This window comes from Scandinavium sp., assembly GCF_036271055.1.
Lineage (GTDB): Bacteria > Pseudomonadota > Gammaproteobacteria > Enterobacterales > Enterobacteriaceae > Scandinavium.
Genome location: NZ_DATBBJ010000087.1, coordinates 119,003 through 137,678, shown reverse-complemented (window position 1 = coordinate 137,678; position 18,676 = coordinate 119,003). Strand labels below are relative to the sequence as shown.

The 18,676-nt window shown below is 50.2% G+C and carries 17 protein-coding genes; 5 read left to right on the top strand and 12 right to left on the bottom strand.

What is annotated here, in order from left to right; genetic code table 11:
- Positions 1–113: 113 nt before the first annotated feature.
- Positions 114–836 (bottom strand): TonB system transport protein TonB, encoded by a 723-nt coding sequence (gene tonB, locus VH187_RS19620; protein ID WP_329703154.1) that lies wholly within the window; start codon positions 834–836, stop codon positions 114–116.
- Between the two features lie 221 nt (positions 837–1,057).
- On the opposite strand from tonB, the gene VH187_RS19615 reads away from it, so the two are divergent.
- Positions 1,058–1,354, top strand: coding sequence for a YciI family protein (locus VH187_RS19615; RefSeq protein ID WP_329703119.1), 297 nt, complete (start codon positions 1,058–1,060; stop codon positions 1,352–1,354).
- Positions 1,355–1,399: 45 nt separating this feature from the next.
- Here VH187_RS19615 and VH187_RS19610 read toward each other — a convergent pair whose 3' ends face one another.
- Positions 1,400–1,573 (bottom strand): YciY family protein, encoded by a 174-nt coding sequence (locus VH187_RS19610; RefSeq protein WP_329703118.1) that lies wholly within the window; start codon positions 1,571–1,573, stop codon positions 1,400–1,402.
- 136 nt (positions 1,574–1,709) lie between these two features.
- Here VH187_RS19610 and cls point away from each other — a divergent pair, with 136 nt between their 5' ends.
- Together cls and VH187_RS19600 are read left to right on the top strand one after the other, a co-directional pair.
- The gene (gene cls, locus VH187_RS19605) at positions 1,710–3,170 is read left to right on the top strand and encodes a cardiolipin synthase (RefSeq protein ID WP_329703117.1); all 1,461 of its coding nucleotides are present in this window, start codon (positions 1,710–1,712) and stop codon (positions 3,168–3,170) included.
- Positions 3,171–3,203: 33 nt separating this feature from the next.
- Positions 3,204–3,533, top strand: coding sequence for an HI1450 family dsDNA-mimic protein (locus VH187_RS19600; protein WP_329703116.1), 330 nt, complete (start codon positions 3,204–3,206; stop codon positions 3,531–3,533).
- 42 nt (positions 3,534–3,575) lie between these two features.
- Here VH187_RS19600 and VH187_RS19595 read toward each other — a convergent pair whose 3' ends face one another.
- The 7 genes from VH187_RS19595 to VH187_RS19565 all read right to left on the bottom strand — a co-directional run bounded on the left by VH187_RS19595 (position 3,576) and on the right by VH187_RS19565 (position 11,492).
- Entirely contained in the window at positions 3,576–4,454 is an 879-nt protein-coding gene (locus tag VH187_RS19595) for an ion transporter (protein ID WP_329703115.1), read from the bottom strand.
- 15 nt (positions 4,455–4,469) lie between these two features.
- Positions 4,470–5,474, bottom strand: coding sequence for a murein tripeptide/oligopeptide ABC transporter ATP-binding protein OppF (gene oppF, locus VH187_RS19590; RefSeq protein WP_329703114.1), 1,005 nt, complete (start codon positions 5,472–5,474; stop codon positions 4,470–4,472).
- Positions 5,471–6,481, bottom strand: a complete 1,011-nt coding sequence (gene oppD / locus VH187_RS19585; RefSeq protein WP_329703113.1) for an ABC transporter ATP-binding protein — start codon at positions 6,479–6,481, stop codon at positions 5,471–5,473. Before oppD ends, oppF begins: the two co-directional genes overlap by 4 nt.
- A gap of 11 nt (positions 6,482–6,492) precedes the next feature.
- Positions 6,493–7,401 carry an oligopeptide ABC transporter permease OppC gene (gene oppC / locus VH187_RS19580; RefSeq protein ID WP_329703112.1) on the bottom strand — a complete coding sequence of 303 codons (909 nt, stop codon included), beginning with the start codon at positions 7,399–7,401 and terminating at the stop codon, positions 6,493–6,495.
- 14 nt (positions 7,402–7,415) lie between these two features.
- Positions 7,416–8,336, bottom strand: a complete 921-nt coding sequence (gene oppB, locus VH187_RS19575; protein ID WP_329703111.1) for an oligopeptide ABC transporter permease OppB — start codon at positions 8,334–8,336, stop codon at positions 7,416–7,418.
- Positions 8,337–8,456: 120 nt separating this feature from the next.
- A complete protein-coding gene (gene oppA / locus VH187_RS19570) occupies positions 8,457–10,088 on the bottom strand; it encodes an oligopeptide ABC transporter substrate-binding protein OppA (RefSeq protein ID WP_329703110.1) in 1,632 nt (543 codons plus the stop codon).
- 756 nt (positions 10,089–10,844) lie between these two features.
- The gene (locus VH187_RS19565) at positions 10,845–11,492 is read right to left on the bottom strand and encodes a YchE family NAAT transporter (RefSeq protein WP_329703109.1); all 648 of its coding nucleotides are present in this window, start codon (positions 11,490–11,492) and stop codon (positions 10,845–10,847) included.
- A 477-nt stretch (positions 11,493–11,969) separates the two neighbouring features.
- On the opposite strand from VH187_RS19565, the gene adhE reads away from it, so the two are divergent.
- Entirely contained in the window at positions 11,970–14,645 is a 2,676-nt protein-coding gene (adhE, locus tag VH187_RS19560; protein ID WP_329703108.1) for a bifunctional acetaldehyde-CoA/alcohol dehydrogenase, read from the top strand.
- A 72-nt stretch (positions 14,646–14,717) separates the two neighbouring features.
- On the opposite strand, the gene tdk is transcribed toward adhE, so the two are convergent.
- Positions 14,718–15,344, bottom strand: a complete 627-nt coding sequence (gene tdk / locus VH187_RS19555) for a thymidine kinase (protein WP_329703107.1) — start codon at positions 15,342–15,344, stop codon at positions 14,718–14,720.
- A gap of 556 nt (positions 15,345–15,900) precedes the next feature.
- Between tdk and hns the strand changes: the two genes are divergently transcribed.
- A complete protein-coding gene (hns, locus tag VH187_RS19550; RefSeq protein WP_329703106.1) occupies positions 15,901–16,311 on the top strand; it encodes a histone-like nucleoid-structuring protein H-NS in 411 nt (136 codons plus the stop codon).
- A gap of 170 nt (positions 16,312–16,481) precedes the next feature.
- Here hns and galU read toward each other — a convergent pair whose 3' ends face one another.
- Both galU and rssB read right to left on the bottom strand, forming a co-directional pair.
- On the bottom strand, positions 16,482–17,390 hold the full coding sequence (galU, locus tag VH187_RS19545; protein ID WP_329703105.1) for a UTP--glucose-1-phosphate uridylyltransferase GalU: 909 nt from the start codon (positions 17,388–17,390) through the stop codon (positions 16,482–16,484).
- A gap of 197 nt (positions 17,391–17,587) precedes the next feature.
- On the bottom strand, positions 17,588–18,601 hold the full coding sequence (gene rssB / locus VH187_RS19540; RefSeq protein WP_329703104.1) for a two-component system response regulator RssB: 1,014 nt from the start codon (positions 18,599–18,601) through the stop codon (positions 17,588–17,590).
- Between the last annotated feature and the right edge of the window lie 75 nt (positions 18,602–18,676).

Below are 18,676 nucleotides of genomic sequence, written 5' to 3'. Positions count from 1 at the left end.
TATCAGGGAAGAAAAAGCATGTGTATCAGACCGCTAACACTCATTTTTATCAACATGCTCACTGAGTTGTTCATCCACGCATAAAAAAAGCCCCGTTAACTCGGGGCCATTTTCTAGTTTACCTGGATGCCTTTCATGTTGAAGACGAAATTCATGATCAAACCGCTGCCGGGTTTACCTGGCTCATAGCGCCATTTGCGCATGGCGCTTTTCACTTCGCGTTCAAACATATTCGACGGCTGAGCAGAAATAATGTCTACATTCTGCACGCGACCATCTGCATCGACGTCAAATTTAACGCGCACTTTCCCTTCGATACGCAGCGCGTATGCACGGGCAGGATATTGTGGTTCGCCACGACTCAGCGCACGCGGGCCAGTCGGGGCAGCCGCTGAGGGTTTGGCGGGTGCAGGGGCAAGATTAGTCGCCGGATGACTCTGCGTTGTGCTGCTTTCTACTGGCGTCGTCGGACGCGGCTCAACCGGTTTGGCCTCACGCTTAGGCTCTACCTTTTTCACCGGTTTTGGCTTTGGTTTTGGCTTCGGTTTAGGTTTCGGCTCCGGCTTGGGAATGACCACTGGCGCTTCTTTCGGCGGTTCCGGCACGACTTCCGGTTCTGGCTCTGGTTCAACAACCGGTTCCGGTGGCGGCTGTACGGCCTGCGGTGGCTCCAGATCGGCCGGTGCGACCATGGTCACCGTTATAGGCTGCGCAGGCGCGGGAAGTTCAATAACCTGATGTACCGAGGTATAAAGCAATCCCGCAATGATGGCTCCGTGGATAGCCACAGAGAGCAACGTGGGCCACGGAGTACGGCGAGGCATATCGAAGGTCATTGAAGTCATAGTCGCTGCAGTTGAAAAATGATGTCTCGATTTTAAATGCAAATAGCAATCATATTCAATAAGGCATCCTATCTTCGGTCAACTTTCTGTCTCTGTTGGCGAAAAATAACACATTTACGCTACTCACCTCTGGCAACAGGGATCTTTGCATTGCAGTCGCCAGCGCTTTGAAATACCGTGTTTTGACAATCTCTCATTAAGGAGCTGTGCCTGTGCTTTACGTGATTTATGCTGAAGATGTCGCCGACTCTCTGGAAAAACGGTTGTCGGTTCGCCCTGCTCATTTGGCCCGTCTGCAGCTGCTGCACGATGAAGGCCGTTTGTTAACCGCAGGGCCAATGCCTGCTGTTGACAGTAACGATCCGGGTGCTGCGGGCTTTAGTGGTTCGACGGTGATTGCGGAATTTGAGTCAGTGGAAGCGGCACAGGCCTGGGCGGAAGCCGACCCGTATGTAGCGGCTGGCGTGTACGGCGAAGTGAAAGTACGCCCGTACAAAAAAGTGTTCTAAGCCGCCAAAAAACAAGAGGCACCGCATGCGGTGCCCTTTTTTTGTTCAGAACTCGTAGATGGCAAACAGCAGAGAATTACGCTGCCGGGCCCCCAAACATTTTCTGATTGAGTGGATGCGCATATTGCGTCGTGACTGAGCTTCCAGCCAGCGCGCTTTGCGACGGCTGGTCTGTCTCAGCATTCGCCAACGCCCCACTTCGTTTCTGCTACGCTTCATTTCAACATCTCAGAGATGAAAGAGCGCATATTATAAACGCTTGCGCCCGGCTGACCAGCGCTTTTGCCCCGTTTTTATTTGCCAGATGAGTCCGTACGCGTAAACTCTTAACAATTGGCTTTCAAAAGGATTTTCTATGACAACCTTCTACACCGTGGTGAGTTGGCTGGTCATTCTGGGGTACTGGTTGTTAATCGCGGGCGTAACATTGCGCATCCTGATGAAACGACGCGCAGTGCCTTCAGCAATGGCATGGTTGCTGATCATTTATATTCTGCCTTTGGTCGGGATCATCGCTTATCTCTCTGTAGGAGAACTGCATTTAGGGAAACGTCGAGCCGAGCGCGCACGTGCGATGTGGCCTTCTACCGCTAAATGGCTGAACGATCTCAAAGCCTGTAATCATATTTTTGCAGAAGAGAATAGCCCGGTTGCCAGTTCGCTGTTCAAACTCTGCGAACGCCGCCAGGGCATCGCGGGTGTGAAAGGCAATCAACTCCAGTTACTCACTGAATCCGATGACGTCATGCAGGCGCTGATCCGTGATATTCAGCTCGCACGTCACAACATCGAAATGGTCTTTTATATCTGGCAGCCCGGCGGTATGGCCGATCAGGTGGCTGAATCACTGATGGCCGCCGCTCGTCGGGGCGTACATTGTCGGCTGATGCTCGACTCTGCAGGCAGCGTTGATTTCTTCCGCAGCCCTTGGGTCACGATGATGCGTAACGCCGGAATAGAAGTAGTCGAAGCGCTGAAAGTGAATCTGATGCGTGTGTTTCTGCGCCGCATGGACCTGCGTCAGCATCGTAAAATGGTGATGATCGATAACTATATTGCTTACACCGGCAGTATGAATATGGTTGACCCGCGCTTCTTCAAACAGGATTCCGGTGTAGGTCAATGGGTCGATTTAATGGCGCGCATGGAAGGCCCTATCGCCACTTCGATGGGTATCGTGTATTCCTGCGACTGGGAAATCGAAACCGGCAAACGCATTTTGCCCCCGACGCCGGATGTCAACATTATGCCGTTTGAGGAAGCCAGCGGGCATACCATTCATACCATCGCGTCTGGCCCCGGTTTCCCGGAAGACTTAATTCATCAGGCATTACTGACCGCCGCCTATTCCGCGCGCGAATATTTAATCATGACCACGCCCTACTTTGTGCCAAGCGACGATCTGCTGCATGCCATTTGCACCGCAGCTCAGCGCGGCGTCGATGTCAGCATCGTTATGCCGCGCAAGAACGATTCCGTGTTAGTGGGCTGGGCGAGCCGTGCGTTCTTCACCGAGTTGTTAGCGGCTGGCGTCAAAATCTATCAGTTTGAAGGCGGTTTGTTGCACACCAAGAGCGTGTTGGTGGATGGTGAACTGAGTCTGGTCGGCACAGTGAATCTCGATATGCGCAGCCTGTGGCTGAATTTCGAGATTACGCTGGCGATTGATGACGTTGGTTTTGGTGGCGATTTAGCCGCAGTTCAGGACGATTATATTTCCCGTTCCCGCCTGCTGGATGCCGAGCGTTGGTTAAAACGCCCGCTGTGGCAGCGCGTCACCGAGCGACTGTTTTACTTCTTTAGTCCGTTGCTGTAAAACGTGCGCATAAGCTGAAAACCTGGGTGCATCATGGATATGGATTTGAATAATCGCCTGACCGAAGACGAAACGCTCGAACAGGCCTACGATATCTTTCTTGAGCTGGCGGGTGATAACCTCGATCCCGCGGATATCATTATTTTTAATTTGCAGTTTGAAGAGCGTGGCGGCGCCGAGCTTTTCGACCCGGCTGAAGACTGGCAGGAACATGTCGATTTCGATTTGAACCCGGATTTCTTCGCCGAAGTGGTGATTGGTCTGGCTGATACCGACGGTGGCGATATTAACGATATCTTTGCCCGTGTTCTGCTGTGCCGCGAGAAAGACCACAAAATCTGTCATATTCTGTGGCGTGAATAACGCTTGATATGAACATAAAAAAGGCTGCTCACGCAGCCTTTTTTATTGTCCGCCCGATAACGGTAATTCCGTACCACAGGCGCTGCAGTAGCGCGCACCTTTCACATGACCGGTGTGCTGACATTTTGGACACACCCGTGCGTTGCGGCGATTTTGATATTCATTGCTCATCTGCGTGGTAATCAGCCCCGTTGGGATCGCAATCACCGAATAGCCAATCAAAATAAGCAGTGACGCCACAATGCGCCCTACTGGGGTGTGCGGCACGATATCCCCGTAACCCACGGTCGTCGCCGTTACAATCGCCCAATACACCGATGCCCCAAGCGTCGTGAAGCCATTCTCCGGCCCTTCAATGCCGTACATCAACGAACCAAAAACGACCATCACGATGGCAATCAAAAAATAGAACACCATCAACTGGTGACGAGCGTTGACGATGGCAGTCCAGAATATCCGCAGCGACGACATATAACGCAGGAGCTTGAGCACACGCAGAACACGTATCGTCCTTAACGCACGCCAGGCGAAAAGATAATGGATGCCAATTTCCGGCCACAGCCACAGCACATAAAGCGGCAATACGGTCACCAGATCAATAATGCCCCAAAAGCTAAAGACATATTTTGCAGGCTCTGGCCAACTCAGCACGCGCAGGAAATATTCAAGGGTGAATACCACAGTGACAAGCAGCTCCAGATACATAAAGGAGCGCCATTCTTCGAACGTCAGGTGATATTGCGTGCCAATTCCGGATTCGATAAAAATAATGGCGACGCTGAATAACGCAAAAAACCCGCAGCACGCCTCAACACGGCGACCTGAACGGGTATTTTGATCAAACAGGAAATGATAGAGACGCAGGCGTCGTGAAACCGCAGCACCAGACACAATAACCTCACAATAAAAAGGGCTGACCATTGTCAGCCCGGGAGATTATAGCGGGTCAACCTTTAGACAGGAAACAGCATGTCGGAAGCTGCCCTCCAGAACCGGTCGCGTTTTCGCGCATTCCGGCCCAGCAATCGGACAACGGGTACGGAATACGCAGCCCGACGGCGGATTGATAGGCGACGGCAACTCCCCTTCGAGCAATTGTATCTGTTTGTTTTTTTCCAGATCCGGGTCCGGGATCGGCACCGCCGACATCAGCGCTTTGGTGTAAGGATGCAGTGGATTGTGGTAGACCTGATCGTAGGTTCCCAGTTCCACCGCATGTCCCAGATACATCACCAGTACGCGGTCGGAGATGTGCTTCACCACCGCCAAATCGTGCGCGATAAAAATCAGCGACAGGCCCATTTCACGCTGCAACTGCTGCAACAGGTTAACCACCTGCGCCTGAATCGATACGTCTAACGCTGAGACCGGCTCATCACAAATAATCAGCTTCGGCTCAAGGATCAGCGCGCGGGCAATACCGATACGCTGACACTGACCGCCAGAGAATTCATGCGGATAGCGGTTTACCAGGTTTGGCAACAGACCCACTTTCATCATCATCGCTTTAACACGGTCACGCACTTCCTGACGCGGCATTTTCGGATGATAAGTACGCAGTGGTTCCGCGATGATATCGCCGATATTCATGCGCGGGTTAAGCGACGCCAGCGGATCCTGGAAAATCATCTGGATGTCGCTGCGCACCGCGCGCCATTCATCCGGTTTCATGCCCAACAAATCACGGCCCAACCACGCCACTTTACCCTCGGTGGCTTTTACCAGGCCGATAATGGCACGTGCAAAAGTTGATTTACCGCAACCTGACTCGCCTACCACGCCCAGCGTTTCGCCTTCATAAAGACGCAGCGTAACGCCATCAACGGCTTTCAGGGTTTTCGACGGCTGCCAGAACCATTGCTTGCCATCTTTAATGTCGAAATGCACTTTCAGGTCAGCAATTTCGAGCAGAACTTTTCTTTCATCGGTCACGGCGTTCATACCAAATCCCCCACCGGTTTAAAGCAGGCGCGTAAACGGCCAGGCGCGAACTCCTCCAGAGGCGGAGCTGTATTACAGATTTCCATCGCATTCGGGCAGCGTGGCTGGAATGGACACCCTTTCGGCAGACGCATCAGGTTTGGCGGGTTGCCTGGAATGGTCAACAGCGCTTCACCTTCGGCATCCAGACGCGGTACTGCGTTCAGCAGTCCAATTGAATATGGGTGAGCGGGATGATAGAACACATCACGCGCATTGCCGTATTCCATGGTACGTCCGGCATACATCACCAGCACTTTGTCACAAATGCCTGCCACCACGCCGAGGTCATGGGTGATCATGATGATCGCGGTGTTGAATTCGCGTTTGAGCTCATTCAGCAGGGTCATAATCTGCGCCTGCACGGTCACGTCCAGCGCGGTCGTTGGCTCATCGGCAATCAGCAGTTTTGGTCGGCACAACAGCGCCATTGCAATCATCACGCGCTGACGCATACCGCCAGAAAATTCATGCGGGAACATGCGCATACGCTTACGCGCTTCTGGCATTTTCACCGCATCCAGCATTTTCACCGACTCTTCAAACGCTTCGGCTTTGCCCATGCCTTTATGCAGCATCAGCACTTCCATCAGCTGTTCGCCGACACGCATGTACGGGTTGAGCGAGGTCATCGGATCCTGGAAAATCATCGAAATTTGTTCGGCGCGCAGCTTATTCAGCGCCTTTTCCGGCAGATTCAGAATTTCACGACCGTTGAAGCTAGCCGACCCATCGATACGCCCGTTTTGCGCCAACAGGCCCATCAGCGCAAATGCGGTTTGGGATTTCCCTGAACCGGATTCACCCACGATGCCCAGCGTTTCACCGGCTTTCAGGCTGAAGTTCAGATCGTTAACCGCCGTCACATCGCCGTCGGCTGTGCCAAACGTTACGCGTAAATCTTTGACGTCCAGCAGCAGGCCAGATTGTTGCTGCTGCGGGGCGTTAACCATTTCAATCGTGCTCATGGCATCACTCCTTAGCGGTCTTTCGGGTCGAGGGCATCACGCAGGCCATCGCCGATAAAGTTGAAACAAAACAGGGTTACCACCAGGAAACCTGCCGGGAACAGCAGAAGCCACGGAGAAACTTCCATGGAGTTAGCGCCATCACTCAGTAATGCGCCCCAACTGCTGAGCGGCTCTTGTGTACCCAGACCGAGGAAGCTCAGGAACGATTCGAACAGGATCATACTTGGCACCAGCAGCGAGGCATAAACCACTACCACGCCCAGCACGTTTGGTACGATGTGACGCACAACAATGTTAGCCGTAGACACACCGCCAACCTGCGCCGCTTCGATAAACTCTTTACGCTTCAGACTCAGGGTCTGACCACGCACGATACGCGCCATATCCAGCCAGGAAACCATCCCTATCGCCACAAAAATCAGCAGGATGTTTTGTCCAAAGAAGGTCACCAGCAGGATAACGAAGAACATAAACGGGAAGGAGTTCAGGATTTCCAGCAGACGCATCATCACGGAGTCAACTTTACCGCCGAGATAACCTGACAGAGAACCGTACAGCGTCCCCAGGATCACCGCCACCAGCGCCGCAGCAATCCCCACCATCAGCGAAATACGCCCACCAATGGCGACGCGCACCAACAGGTCACGGCCAGAAGAATCGGTCCCGAAATAGTGACCGGAAGCCGTATCCGGTGCACTGGACATCATGCCCCAGTCGGTATCGAAATAGCTGAACTGCGATAACACCGGAGCCAGCGTGACGAACAACGCGATAATAACCAGGACGACCAGGCTTGCGACCGCAGCGCGGTTATGCATAAAACGACGGCGGGCATCCTGCCAAAGGCTACGGCCTTCGACTTCCAGTTTTTCACTGAAGTGTTCCAGCGCCTCGCTGTTTTTCTTACTCAACATCATGGCGAACTCCAGTGTCAGTAACGGATTTTCGGATCGATAACAGCGTACAGCACGTCGACGATCGCGTTAAACAGAATGGTCAGTGCGCCAACCAGAATGGTCAGACTCAATACCAGCGAATAGTCGCGGTTCAGCGCGCCGTTCACAAACAGCTGCCCGATACCCGGCAGACCATAAATGGTTTCGATGACCATAGAACCGGTGATGATACCGACGAATGCAGGCCCCATATAGGAGAGCACCGGCAACAACGCAGGCTTCAGCGCATGACGCAGAATGATGCGACGCATCGGCAGCCCTTTCGCCCGCGCAGTACGGATGAAGTTGGAATGCAGCACTTCAATCATTGAGCCACGGGTAATACGCGCGATACTGGCGATATAGGCCAGAGAGAGCGCGACCATCGGCAGAATCATGAATTTAAGCGCCCCGCCGTTCCAGCCACCACCCGGCAACCAGTGCAGCGTGATGGCGAAGATCATCACCAGCAAAGGCGCGACCACGAAGCTCGGGATAACCACCCCGGTCATCGCCACCCCCATGACGGCATAATCCCATTTCGTATTTTGATTCAGCGCGGCAATCACCCCTGCGCTAACGCCCAGGATCACTGCAAGGAAAAAGGCAGCAAATCCTAATTTGGCCGACACCGGGAAGCTAGCCGCCACCAGGTCGTTCACGGAATAGTCTTTATATTTGAATGACGGTCCAAAATCGCCATGTGCCAACTGCTTCAGATAATTGAAGTACTGGACCCCGATAGGATCGTTCAGATGGTATTTCGCTTCGATGTTCGCCATCACTTCTGGCGGCAACGTACGTTCACCGGTAAATGGACTGCCCGGCGCAAGACGCATCATAAAGAAGGAAATCGTAATAAGGATAAACAGTGTCGGAATCGCTTCCAGACAGCGGCGTAAAATAAATTTCAACATTGCCTGTACCTTCTGGCGTGTGCCTTTACATGTCGCGATTAAGCGAGGCTTTCGCAGTCATGTGATAGTGCGTGAAATAAGACACAGTGGGGCCGCATCACGCAGCCCCACGGATTGCCATTAATGCTTAATGATGTACAGATCTTTGGTATAGATATTGTCCATCGGATCTTTACCGGTGTAACCGCCAACCCATGGTTTCACCAGACGGGCGTTCACATAGTAATAGACCGGAACGATAGCAGAGTCTTTACCCAGTTGCTGTTCGGCTTTGTCGTACAGCGCGGTACGCTGTGCTTCGTCAGTCGCCTGCAGCGTCTGCTTCATGATGGCATCAAACGCCGGGCTCTTATAGTGCGCGGTGTTCATTGAGCTATCAGACAGCATGGTGTTCAGGAAAGAAGTCGGTTCGTTATAGTCCGCACACCAGCCCGCACGCGCAACGTCGTAGGTGCCCTGATGACGGGTATCGAGGAAGGTTTTCCACTCCTGGTTTACGAGTTTCACGTCCACACCGAGGTTTTTACGCCAGATAGACGCCGCTGCGATAGCCAGTTTTTTATGCAGATCGGAAGTGTTATACAGCAGGTTGAAAGTCAGCGGCTTGTCAGCCGTGTAACCCGCTTCGGCCAACAGTTTTTTGGCTTCTGCGTTACGTTGTTCCTGAGTCCAGGTGAACCACTCTGGCTTGGTCAGTTTTGCGCCGTCGGTATACGGTGGGGTGTAACCGAATGCAGGCAGGTCGCCCTGCGCTTTCACTTTATTGGTGATGATGTCGCGATCCAGGCCCAGTTTCAGCGCGGTACGAACACGCGCGTCGGTGAATGGCGCTTTCTGGTTGTTGATTTCGTAGTAGTAAGTACACAGGTACGGATCAACGTGAACTTCGGTCGGGATCTCTTTCTTCAGTTTCTGGAACAACTCGATGGGTAAGTTGTTATAGGTCATGTCGATTTCACCGCTGCGATAGCGGTTTACGTCAGTCACTTCCGAAGAGATTGGCAGATAGGTGATCTGGTCGATAACGGTATCTTTGTTATCCCAGTAATTTGTGTTGCGCTCCATCACGATGCGCTCGTTGACCACCCAGTCTTTCAGTTTGTAAGCACCGTTGGTCACGATGTTGGCGGGCTGTGTCCACTTCTCACCGAATTTTTCGATGGCGCCTTTATTCACCGGAGACATCGCCGGGTTCACTAACAGTTTGTAGAAGTAAGGAACCGGCTCGCTCAGCGTCACTTCCAGAGTGTGATCATCGATGGCTTTCACGCCGAGATCGGAAGTCGGTTTTTTGCCGTCGATGATTTCATCAACGTTCAGGATATGGCCATACTGCGGATAGCTCGCATACGGGGACGCGGTTTTCGGGTCCACCAGACGCTGCCAGCTATAAACGAAATCTTGTGCCGTGACCGGGTCACCGTTGGACCATTTTGCGTCTTTACGCAGATGGAAGGTCCACACTTTGAAATCTTTGTTATCCCAGCTTTCTGCCACGCCCGCGATCGGGTGGCCGTCTTTGGTTGAGGTGATCAGCAGGCCTTCAAAGAGGTCACGGCTGACGTTGGCTTCTGGTACACCTTCAATTTTATTGGGATCCAACGACTGCGGTTCTGCGCCGTTGTTGCGGATCATAGTCTGCTTATCTGCCAATTTAACGCCTGCAGGAACGTCTGCAGCCATTGCACTTCCTGCGATAAGTGCAGCTAAAACGCCTGCTGCAATGAGGCTTTTTTTTGTGATGATGGTCATTGTGTTGATACTCCGCTCATTATAATTACTGGCTGGTGGCCAGCCTGTTTAATCCCCGAAGGGTTCCCTGTACAGCGCAGGAGTGAAAGCGTCTGTCAGGTGGTTACTGCGTGCTATCACCGACTTTTTTATTACGGTCACTCTTTATTTGGCAACCTTACGTCGATTCTTAAGGTCATCCCCCCTGTCGGGATAACCGGATGTTCTTTTCACGTCAGGAGATTTATTTGAAAATTATTCTCATCTCCGCGTTTTGTGTCGAAAAATGTCTGAGCGGAAAGTATCAAATGCATTTCCCTCCCGCCAATACAATTTGCAAATTTGTTAACCAATTCTCTTTTGTTGAGTCTGCTTCGAATGAAACTGGCTCTCTCAGAGGAGGAGCATCGGCAATTAATACTTGAATATCATTAGGTTAATCAAAAAACCATGTAATGACCTGCGCCAGCAACATCAATGACGTCTTTTTGCACAAAAATTTAACAATTGATTACTATTTAGCACATTACTCTGCGTGAACGCTGAAATTACTAATAACATTTCAATTATCCCACCGCAAGCGTAAGAGTATCATGTTAATAAAATAACATTATTGCATGAGGTACTACTGAGATTTTTTTAGGTTAATTCTTGAATAAACAGCTGGTTAGCTTGCAATAGCAAAAGGCTATTAAGGTGGGGTATTTCACATTTACTGATATGTTTTGCTAATAGATGAAAAAGAACGAGGCCGAAGGCCCCGTCCCTGAAAAGTCGTTAGCCGAGCAGACCCGGGAAGATCGATTTGATGCCTGCCACGATAAATTCGATACCGAGCGCCATCAGCAACAGACCCATGATACGGGTGATAACGTTGATGCCTGTCTGCCCCAATAGGCGAACCAGCCAGGGCGCAATACGGAACAATCCCCAACAGCAACCAGCGAAAAGTGCGATAGCCACTGAGAAGCCAATCAGATGCGCAATGTTGTGGTAGCGAGTTCCCCAAACGATAGTGGAACTGATTGCGCCAGGCCCAGCCATCAAAGGCAACGCCAGGGGTACAACGCCCACACTTTCACGTACCGATGTTTCCGATTTTTCCTGCTTGTTCTGCTTATCTTCGCCGAGTTTCCCGCTGATCATCGACATTGCGATGGTGACCACCAGAATACCGCCCGCGATGCGGAAAGAATCAATTGAGATGCCAAACAACTGCAGAATGCCATCGCCGAGAAACAACGACGTCCACAAAATGATGGCAACCGACAAGTTCGCCGTCAGGTTGGTTTTATTGCGCGCAGGCGCCGTCTGATAGCTGGTCATGCTGATGAACACCGGGATAATCCCTACCGGGTTGACCAGCGCAAACAAGCCGATGAAAAACTTAATATAAGTTGGAAAATCGAACAGCGATTGAATCACGGTAACCCCGCGCCCTCATCAATTGTGGTAGTTGACGTTCAGTAATAAGGAAAAACGCGCTGAAGATACGCTGTTTGGCCGCATTCTTCACCACAAATCTGCTCCTGAACGCTACCAATACACGTTGTTATGTATCTGTTTAAATTATGCTAATGTTATTTCGGTCCTAAGGTACGATCTCTTAACACTTGATACAAACCGCTAAAAACGGCCTGCTGAAAGGAGTCAGCTTGGTGTAATCTTGATTTAGATCACGCAATTTATACTCAGAAGTGAGTAATCTTGATATCGCACCAGGGAGTAGTCCGATACCACCATCGGGCTGAATGGAAGGCTCTTTTAGTAAATCAGTGGATTGATGGTCGTAAGTAACCTGTTGGTTTTATGGCTCTTACGCAAGCTGCTGGCGGTCTGTCTATACTGACGTATCGCGCAGCTGATTTACTAAAAAAGTTTAACATTATCCAGGAGAGCATTATGGCTGTTACTAACGTCGCTGAACTCAACGCACTCGTCGAGCGCGTAAAAAAAGCCCAGCGTGAATATGCCAACTTCACCCAAGAACAGGTTGATAAAATCTTCCGCGCCGCCGCTCTGGCTGCTGCAGATGCTCGAATCCCCCTCGCGAAACTGGCCGTTGCCGAATCTGGCATGGGTATCATTGAAGATAAAGTGATCAAAAACCACTTTGCTTCTGAGTATATCTACAACGCCTATAAAGATGAAAAAACCTGTGGTGTGCTGTCTGAAGACGACACTTTCGGGACTATCACCATCGCTGAGCCAATCGGCATCATTTGCGGTATCGTACCAACCACTAACCCAACTTCTACTGCTATCTTCAAATCGCTGATCAGCCTGAAGACTCGCAACGCCATCATCTTCTCTCCACACCCACGTGCGAAAGATGCGACTAACAAAGCCGCTGACATCGTTCTGCAAGCTGCTATCGCTGCGGGTGCGCCGAAAGACCTGATTGGTTGGATTGACCAGCCATCTGTAGAACTGTCCAACGCGCTGATGCATCACCCAGACATCAACATGATCCTCGCCACTGGCGGTCCGGGCATGGTTAAAGCCGCGTACAGCTCCGGTAAACCAGCAATCGGCGTGGGTGCAGGTAACACCCCTGTTGTTGTTGATGAAACGGCTGATGTAAAACGTGTTGTTGCTTCTATCCTGATGTCTAAAACCTTCGATAACGGCGTAATCTGTGCTTCTGAGCAGTCCGTCATCGTGGTGGATTCTGCATATGCAGCAGTGCGTGAGCGTTTCGCTTCCCATGGCGGCTACATGCTGCAGGGTAAAGAGCTGAAAGCTGTTCAGGACATCATCCTGAAAAATGGCGGTTTGAACGCCGCTATCGTTGGTCAGCCAGCGACTAAAATTGCTGAACTGGCAGGCTTCACCGTACCGGCAGACACTAAAATCCTGATTGGCGAAGTGACCGTTGTTGACGAGTCCGAGCCATTTGCTCACGAAAAATTGTCCCCGACTCTGGCGATGTATCGCGCAAAAGATTTCGAAGACGCTGTCGTGAAAGCAGAGAAACTGGTTGAGATGGGCGGGATCGGTCATACCTCATGCCTGTACACCGACCAGGACAACCAGCCAGAACGCGTTAAATTCTTCGGCGACAAAATGAAGACCGCGCGTATTCTGATTAACACCCCAGCTTCTCAGGGTGGTATCGGTGACCTCTACAACTTCAAACTCGCACCTTCCCTGACTCTGGGTTGTGGTTCATGGGGTGGTAACTCCATCTCTGAAAACGTTGGTCCAAAACATCTGATCAACAAGAAAACCGTTGCTAAGCGAGCTGAAAACATGTTGTGGCATAAACTTCCGAAATCTATCTACTTCCGTCGTGGCTCACTGCCAATCGCGCTGGATGAAGTGATTACCGATGGTCACAAACGTGCGATGATCGTGACTGACCGTTTCCTGTTCAACAATGGCTACGCAGACCAGATCACTTCTGTGCTGAAAGCGGCAGGCGTTGAAACTGAAGTGTTCTTTGAAGTTGAAGCGGACCCTACTCTGACCGTTGTGCGTAAAGGTGCAGAGCTGGCGAATTCCTTCAAACCAGACGTCATCATCGCGCTGGGCGGCGGCTCCCCAATGGATGCTGCGAAAATCATGTGGGTCATGTACGAGCATCCGGAAACCCACTTCGAAGAACTGGCGCTGCGCTTTATGGATATCCGTAAACGTATCTACAAGTTCCCGAAAATGGGCGTGAAAGCAAAAATGATTGCCGTCACCACCACTTCCGGTACGGGTTCAGAAGTAACGCCTTTCGCGGTTGTAACCGACGATGCAACAGGTCAGAAATATCCTTTGGCTGACTATGCGCTGACTCCGGACATGGCGATTGTCGATGCTAACCTCGTGATGGATATGCCGAAATCACTGTGTGCATTCGGTGGTCTGGATGCGGTAACGCACGCACTGGAAGCTTACGTGTCAGTACTGGCATCTGAGTTCTCTGACGGTCAGGCTCTGCAAGCGCTGAAACTGCTGAAAGAAAACCTGCCAGCGTCTTACCACGAAGGTTCTAAAAACCCGGTTGCTCGTGAACGCGTTCACAGTGCTGCCACCATCGCTGGTATCGCGTTTGCGAACGCCTTCCTCGGTGTATGTCACTCAATGGCACATAAACTGGGCTCACAGTTCCACATTCCACACGGTCTGGCTAACGCCCTGCTGATCAGCAACGTTATTCGCTATAACGCGAACGACAACCCAACTAAGCAGACAGCATTCAGCCAGTACGATCGTCCGCAAGCACGTCGTCGTTACGCAGAGATTGCTGACCATCTGGGTCTGACCTCTTCCAGCGACCGTACTGCTGCGAAAATCGAAAAACTGTTGGCATGGCTGGACAGCATCAAAGCTGAACTGGGTATTCCTAAATCTATCCGTGAAGCAGGCGTTCAGGAAGCTGACTTCCTGGCACACGTTGACAAACTGTCTGAAGATGCGTTTGATGACCAGTGTACCGGTGCTAACCCACGCTATCCGCTGATCGCAGAACTGAAACAAATTCTGCTGGATACTTACTATGGTCGTGAGTTCAGCGAAGGTGATGTTGCGGAGAAGAAAGCCGCTGCACCTGTGAAAGCTGACAAAAAAGCGAAGAAAACCGCTTAATTTGAGAAGCTAATAAAAAACCCGCCACATTTGGCGGGTTTTTTTATATCTGTAAGAAGCAAAACCAACAGGTTACTCTTCTACCTTGCCTCTGACGCGTTGCTGGATAGCACTCAAAGAGCCAATTTGCAGCGCTTCTTTATAATGTTTACGGCAGACAGAAACATATCGCTCATTACCACCGATAACCACCTGCTCACCTTCATTATACGGACGGCCTTCCTGATCGAGTCGAAGAACCATGCTGGCCTTACGCCCACAGAAGCAGATCGTTTTTAATTCAACCAATTTATCGGACCATGACAGCAGATATTGGCTGCCGATAAAGAGCTCACCGCGAAAATCAGTGCGCAGGCCATAGCACAACACCGGAATATCCAGTTCGTCCACAACCTCTGACAGCGCGTAAACCTGGTCGCGGGTCAGGAACTGGCTTTCATCAACCAAAACGCAGTGAACAGGCTCTCGTGCGTTCTCAGCGGCAATATCGTCAAACAGAGAGGTCTGCTGATTAAACAGTTTGGCAGGTGATGATAAGCCGATGCGTGAACTCACTTTTCCTGCACCAAATCTGTCATCAATTTCTGCGGTATAAACTACCGCTCGCATCCCACGTTCTTGATAATTGTAGGAAGACTGTAACAAAGCCGTCGACTTCCCTGCATTCATTGCAGAGTAGTAAAAATAAAGTTGTGCCATTCGCAGCATCACCCTGGTCATCGTGATTTAACGACACGAATTGTACCATACCCTCTGCCAATTTCAGCCCCCAGGAAAGGCATTGCGCCTTTCTCTCCTTGATGAAATATTAAGTTCTACTTATCTATAATTACAAACGGATACGTTTATACCCTCGCCCTTTTCCTAAGACTAACCTGAGCTTTCAACCTTAAAATGCGCCTCAGGCTGCATAAGCGTTTAGTGCTGTGATGATTCAAATTCTAATGAACAGAGAGAGTTTTTTACCCTTCTGTCACACTAATACGAATGTCTGATATTTGGTTTACTCAGATATATACCCATGGATATGCATCAAAAAGGGCATACTTTGTAAGGGTGTTCTTACGGTCGTGGCACAACAATAAGCACACAGGATGTGAACTAACGCGTAAAATTTAACTTTACCCATTTATTATTATCGGTAATTAACGCGATATTTTGACTTCCTTACAATCCACCCTATTGCACATCTGAAATTAAGGCTCTATTATTAGCTCAACAAACCACCCCACAATATAAGTTTGAGAATACGACAATGAGCGAAGCACTTAAAATTTTGAACAACATCCGTACTCTTCGTGCGCAGGCAAGAGAATGCACTCTGGAAACGCTCGAAGAAATGCTGGAAAAATTAGAAGTTGTTGTTAACGAACGTCGCGAAGAAGAAAATGCGGCAGCGGCTGAAGTTGAAGAACGCACTCGTAAACTGCAACAGTATCGTGAAATGCTGATCGCTGATGGCATTGACCCAAATGAACTGCTGAACAGCATTGCTGCTGCAAGCAAATCAGGTGCTAAAGCTAAGCGTGCAGCTCGCCCGGCTAAATATAGCTATGTCGATGAAAACGGCGAAACTAAAACCTGGACTGGCCAAGGCCGTACTCCAGCAATCATCAAAAAAGCAATGGACGAACAAGGCAAATCACTGGACGATTTCTTGCTCTAATCTTTCTTGATCGGTTATACATTTGAAAAATCCCGCCTCGCGGGATTTTTTTTATCCTGAAATCGAGCTCCAATTTCAGCGGCTGCCGGATTTAATACCTCCCCTACCGCAGGCAATAAAAAACCGGGGTCAGTACAGAGCCCCGGTTAGTTACGCAGCAGGTAAACGAATTACTTGTTCACGCCTACTGTTTCTTCCAGCCAGGCTTTAAAATCAGCACCCAGGGAATTATGACGGATGCCATATTCAACAAACGCACGCATATAACCCAGTTTATTACCACAATCGTGGCTCTTACCGGTCATATGGTAAGCTTCAACTGTTTCTTTTTCGATCAGCATGTCGATTGCGTCAGTCAGCTGGATCTCATCTCCGGCACCCGGAGGCGTCTTAGCCAGCAGTGGCCAGATTTCAGCGCTCAGCACATAGCGGCCCACAACAGCCAGGTTAGACGGTGCGGCATTCGCCTTAGGTTTCTCAACCACACCAACCATTGGCACGCTGTCACCTGCATTCAGGGTTTCACCTTTGCAGTCAACCACGCCATATGCGGTTACGTCTTCAACCGGTTCAACCATGATCTGGCTGGCACCTGTTTCATCAAAACGCTTAATCATTTCTGCCAGGTTTTCACACGACAAATCGGATTCATATTCGTCCAGGATCACGTCAGGCAGAATAACGGCTACCGGCTCATCACCAACAACCGGGTGTGCGCACAATACTGCATGACCAAGACCTTTTGCCAGACCCTGACGGACTTGCATAATCGTCACGTGCGGTGGGCAAATAGACTGAACTTCTTCCAGAAGCTGGCGCTTAACGCGTTTTTCCAGCATCGCTTCAAGCTCAAAACTGGTATCGAAGTGGTTTTCGATGGAGTTTTTTGATGAATGGGTCACCAATACAATTTCAGTAATGCCTGCAGCAATACATTCATTCACAACATACTGAATTAATGGCTTGTCGACCAGCGGCAGCATTTCCTTAGGAATCGCTTTAGTGGCGGGCAACATCCTGGTACCCAATCCCGCTACCGGGATTACGGCCTTAGTGACTTTCGAATTTAATGCAGCCATTGAAATCTCCTGAACTGTTCAACTTTTGAACGTGCTCGTTAATTAATAACGTGTTGAGTATATCAGCACCGCTTGCTCAACCTGGTCTGAAAAGGACACGTTAACCTTGAATTAGGATTTTACGTAAAAATCCTGCCGATAGTACCACCACAGTCTGAAAGCCGGGAAAGCAATATCCCATCATTAAGACCAATTGTTCATTCTGCAGACAACATTAAGCGTAAGCGTCCACCCGTGCCCCAAATTTGACACTGCCAGGATTCGCAACGTTGGCTGATTTGATTTAAATAGGCATTACCCAGGGTCCCTAATGGGACACCATTACTGATTTGTATTTGATGCTCCCCGGTGTTAAGCGTTCCGTTAAGTCCGGCAGACACGAGGATAAGGTTTTTAATTCCGCTATGGTAATACCCTACCAGCAGCGGAAACTGTCCGGGCAAATTGGCCTGGCGTAACAATTGATTGACCTGTTTTAGCAAACTGCCTAATTCAGGAAGACGCTGACCTTCATGCGCGAGTTGTTCTTGCAACAAACTGTTAAATAAAGCACGCAATAAAAGTGCGGCTAAAACCCCATTATCGCCCGCTCGCGTCACATCTAAACAATAAAAGGCCAAATCTTTGTCTGAAAGTGGTGCTATATCGAGCACTAGCCCGGGATTGTCTGCCGATACCAGTTGACGATAATGGATCCGACAATGAGAAATAACTTGTTGTACCGGAGGTTGAAGCTCTTGTAATAATTTGGCCGCAGCAGGAGGATTACTGACCAGCGCATCCCAGTCTTCAAATAAGCGCTCTTCTTCTTCAACGCGAGAGTTGAACATATTGGGATAGAGGCAGGCAAAAACGGTTTCACGCAGGCGATTGAGATCTTTGACCGGTTTAAGCAGGACATCCTGTACCCCCAATCGGAGCGCTTTAGCAATATCTGCCATATTTTCGGTTGCTGAGATAACCAGAATGGGCATCTGATTTCCACTGTTGCGCAGAGACTCAACCAACTTAAGGCCATTCATGCGCGGCATGGCGATATCACAAATCATAAGATCAGGTGCGAATGCTGCCATTTTTTCCAGGGCATCCACGCCATCATCAGCCAGGACCGTTTGTGCACCAAGCGATGAAAACCACGAATCTAACAGTGAGCGGAAAACGGGTTCGTCCTCGACGATGAGAATCTTTTTTCCCGCCAATGGCTGCGTCATGATATCTCCCCTGGCAAACGATAAGTACATAGTGGCACGCTATTCGTGCTATCGCCTGTCAGATTTTGCTGAAGT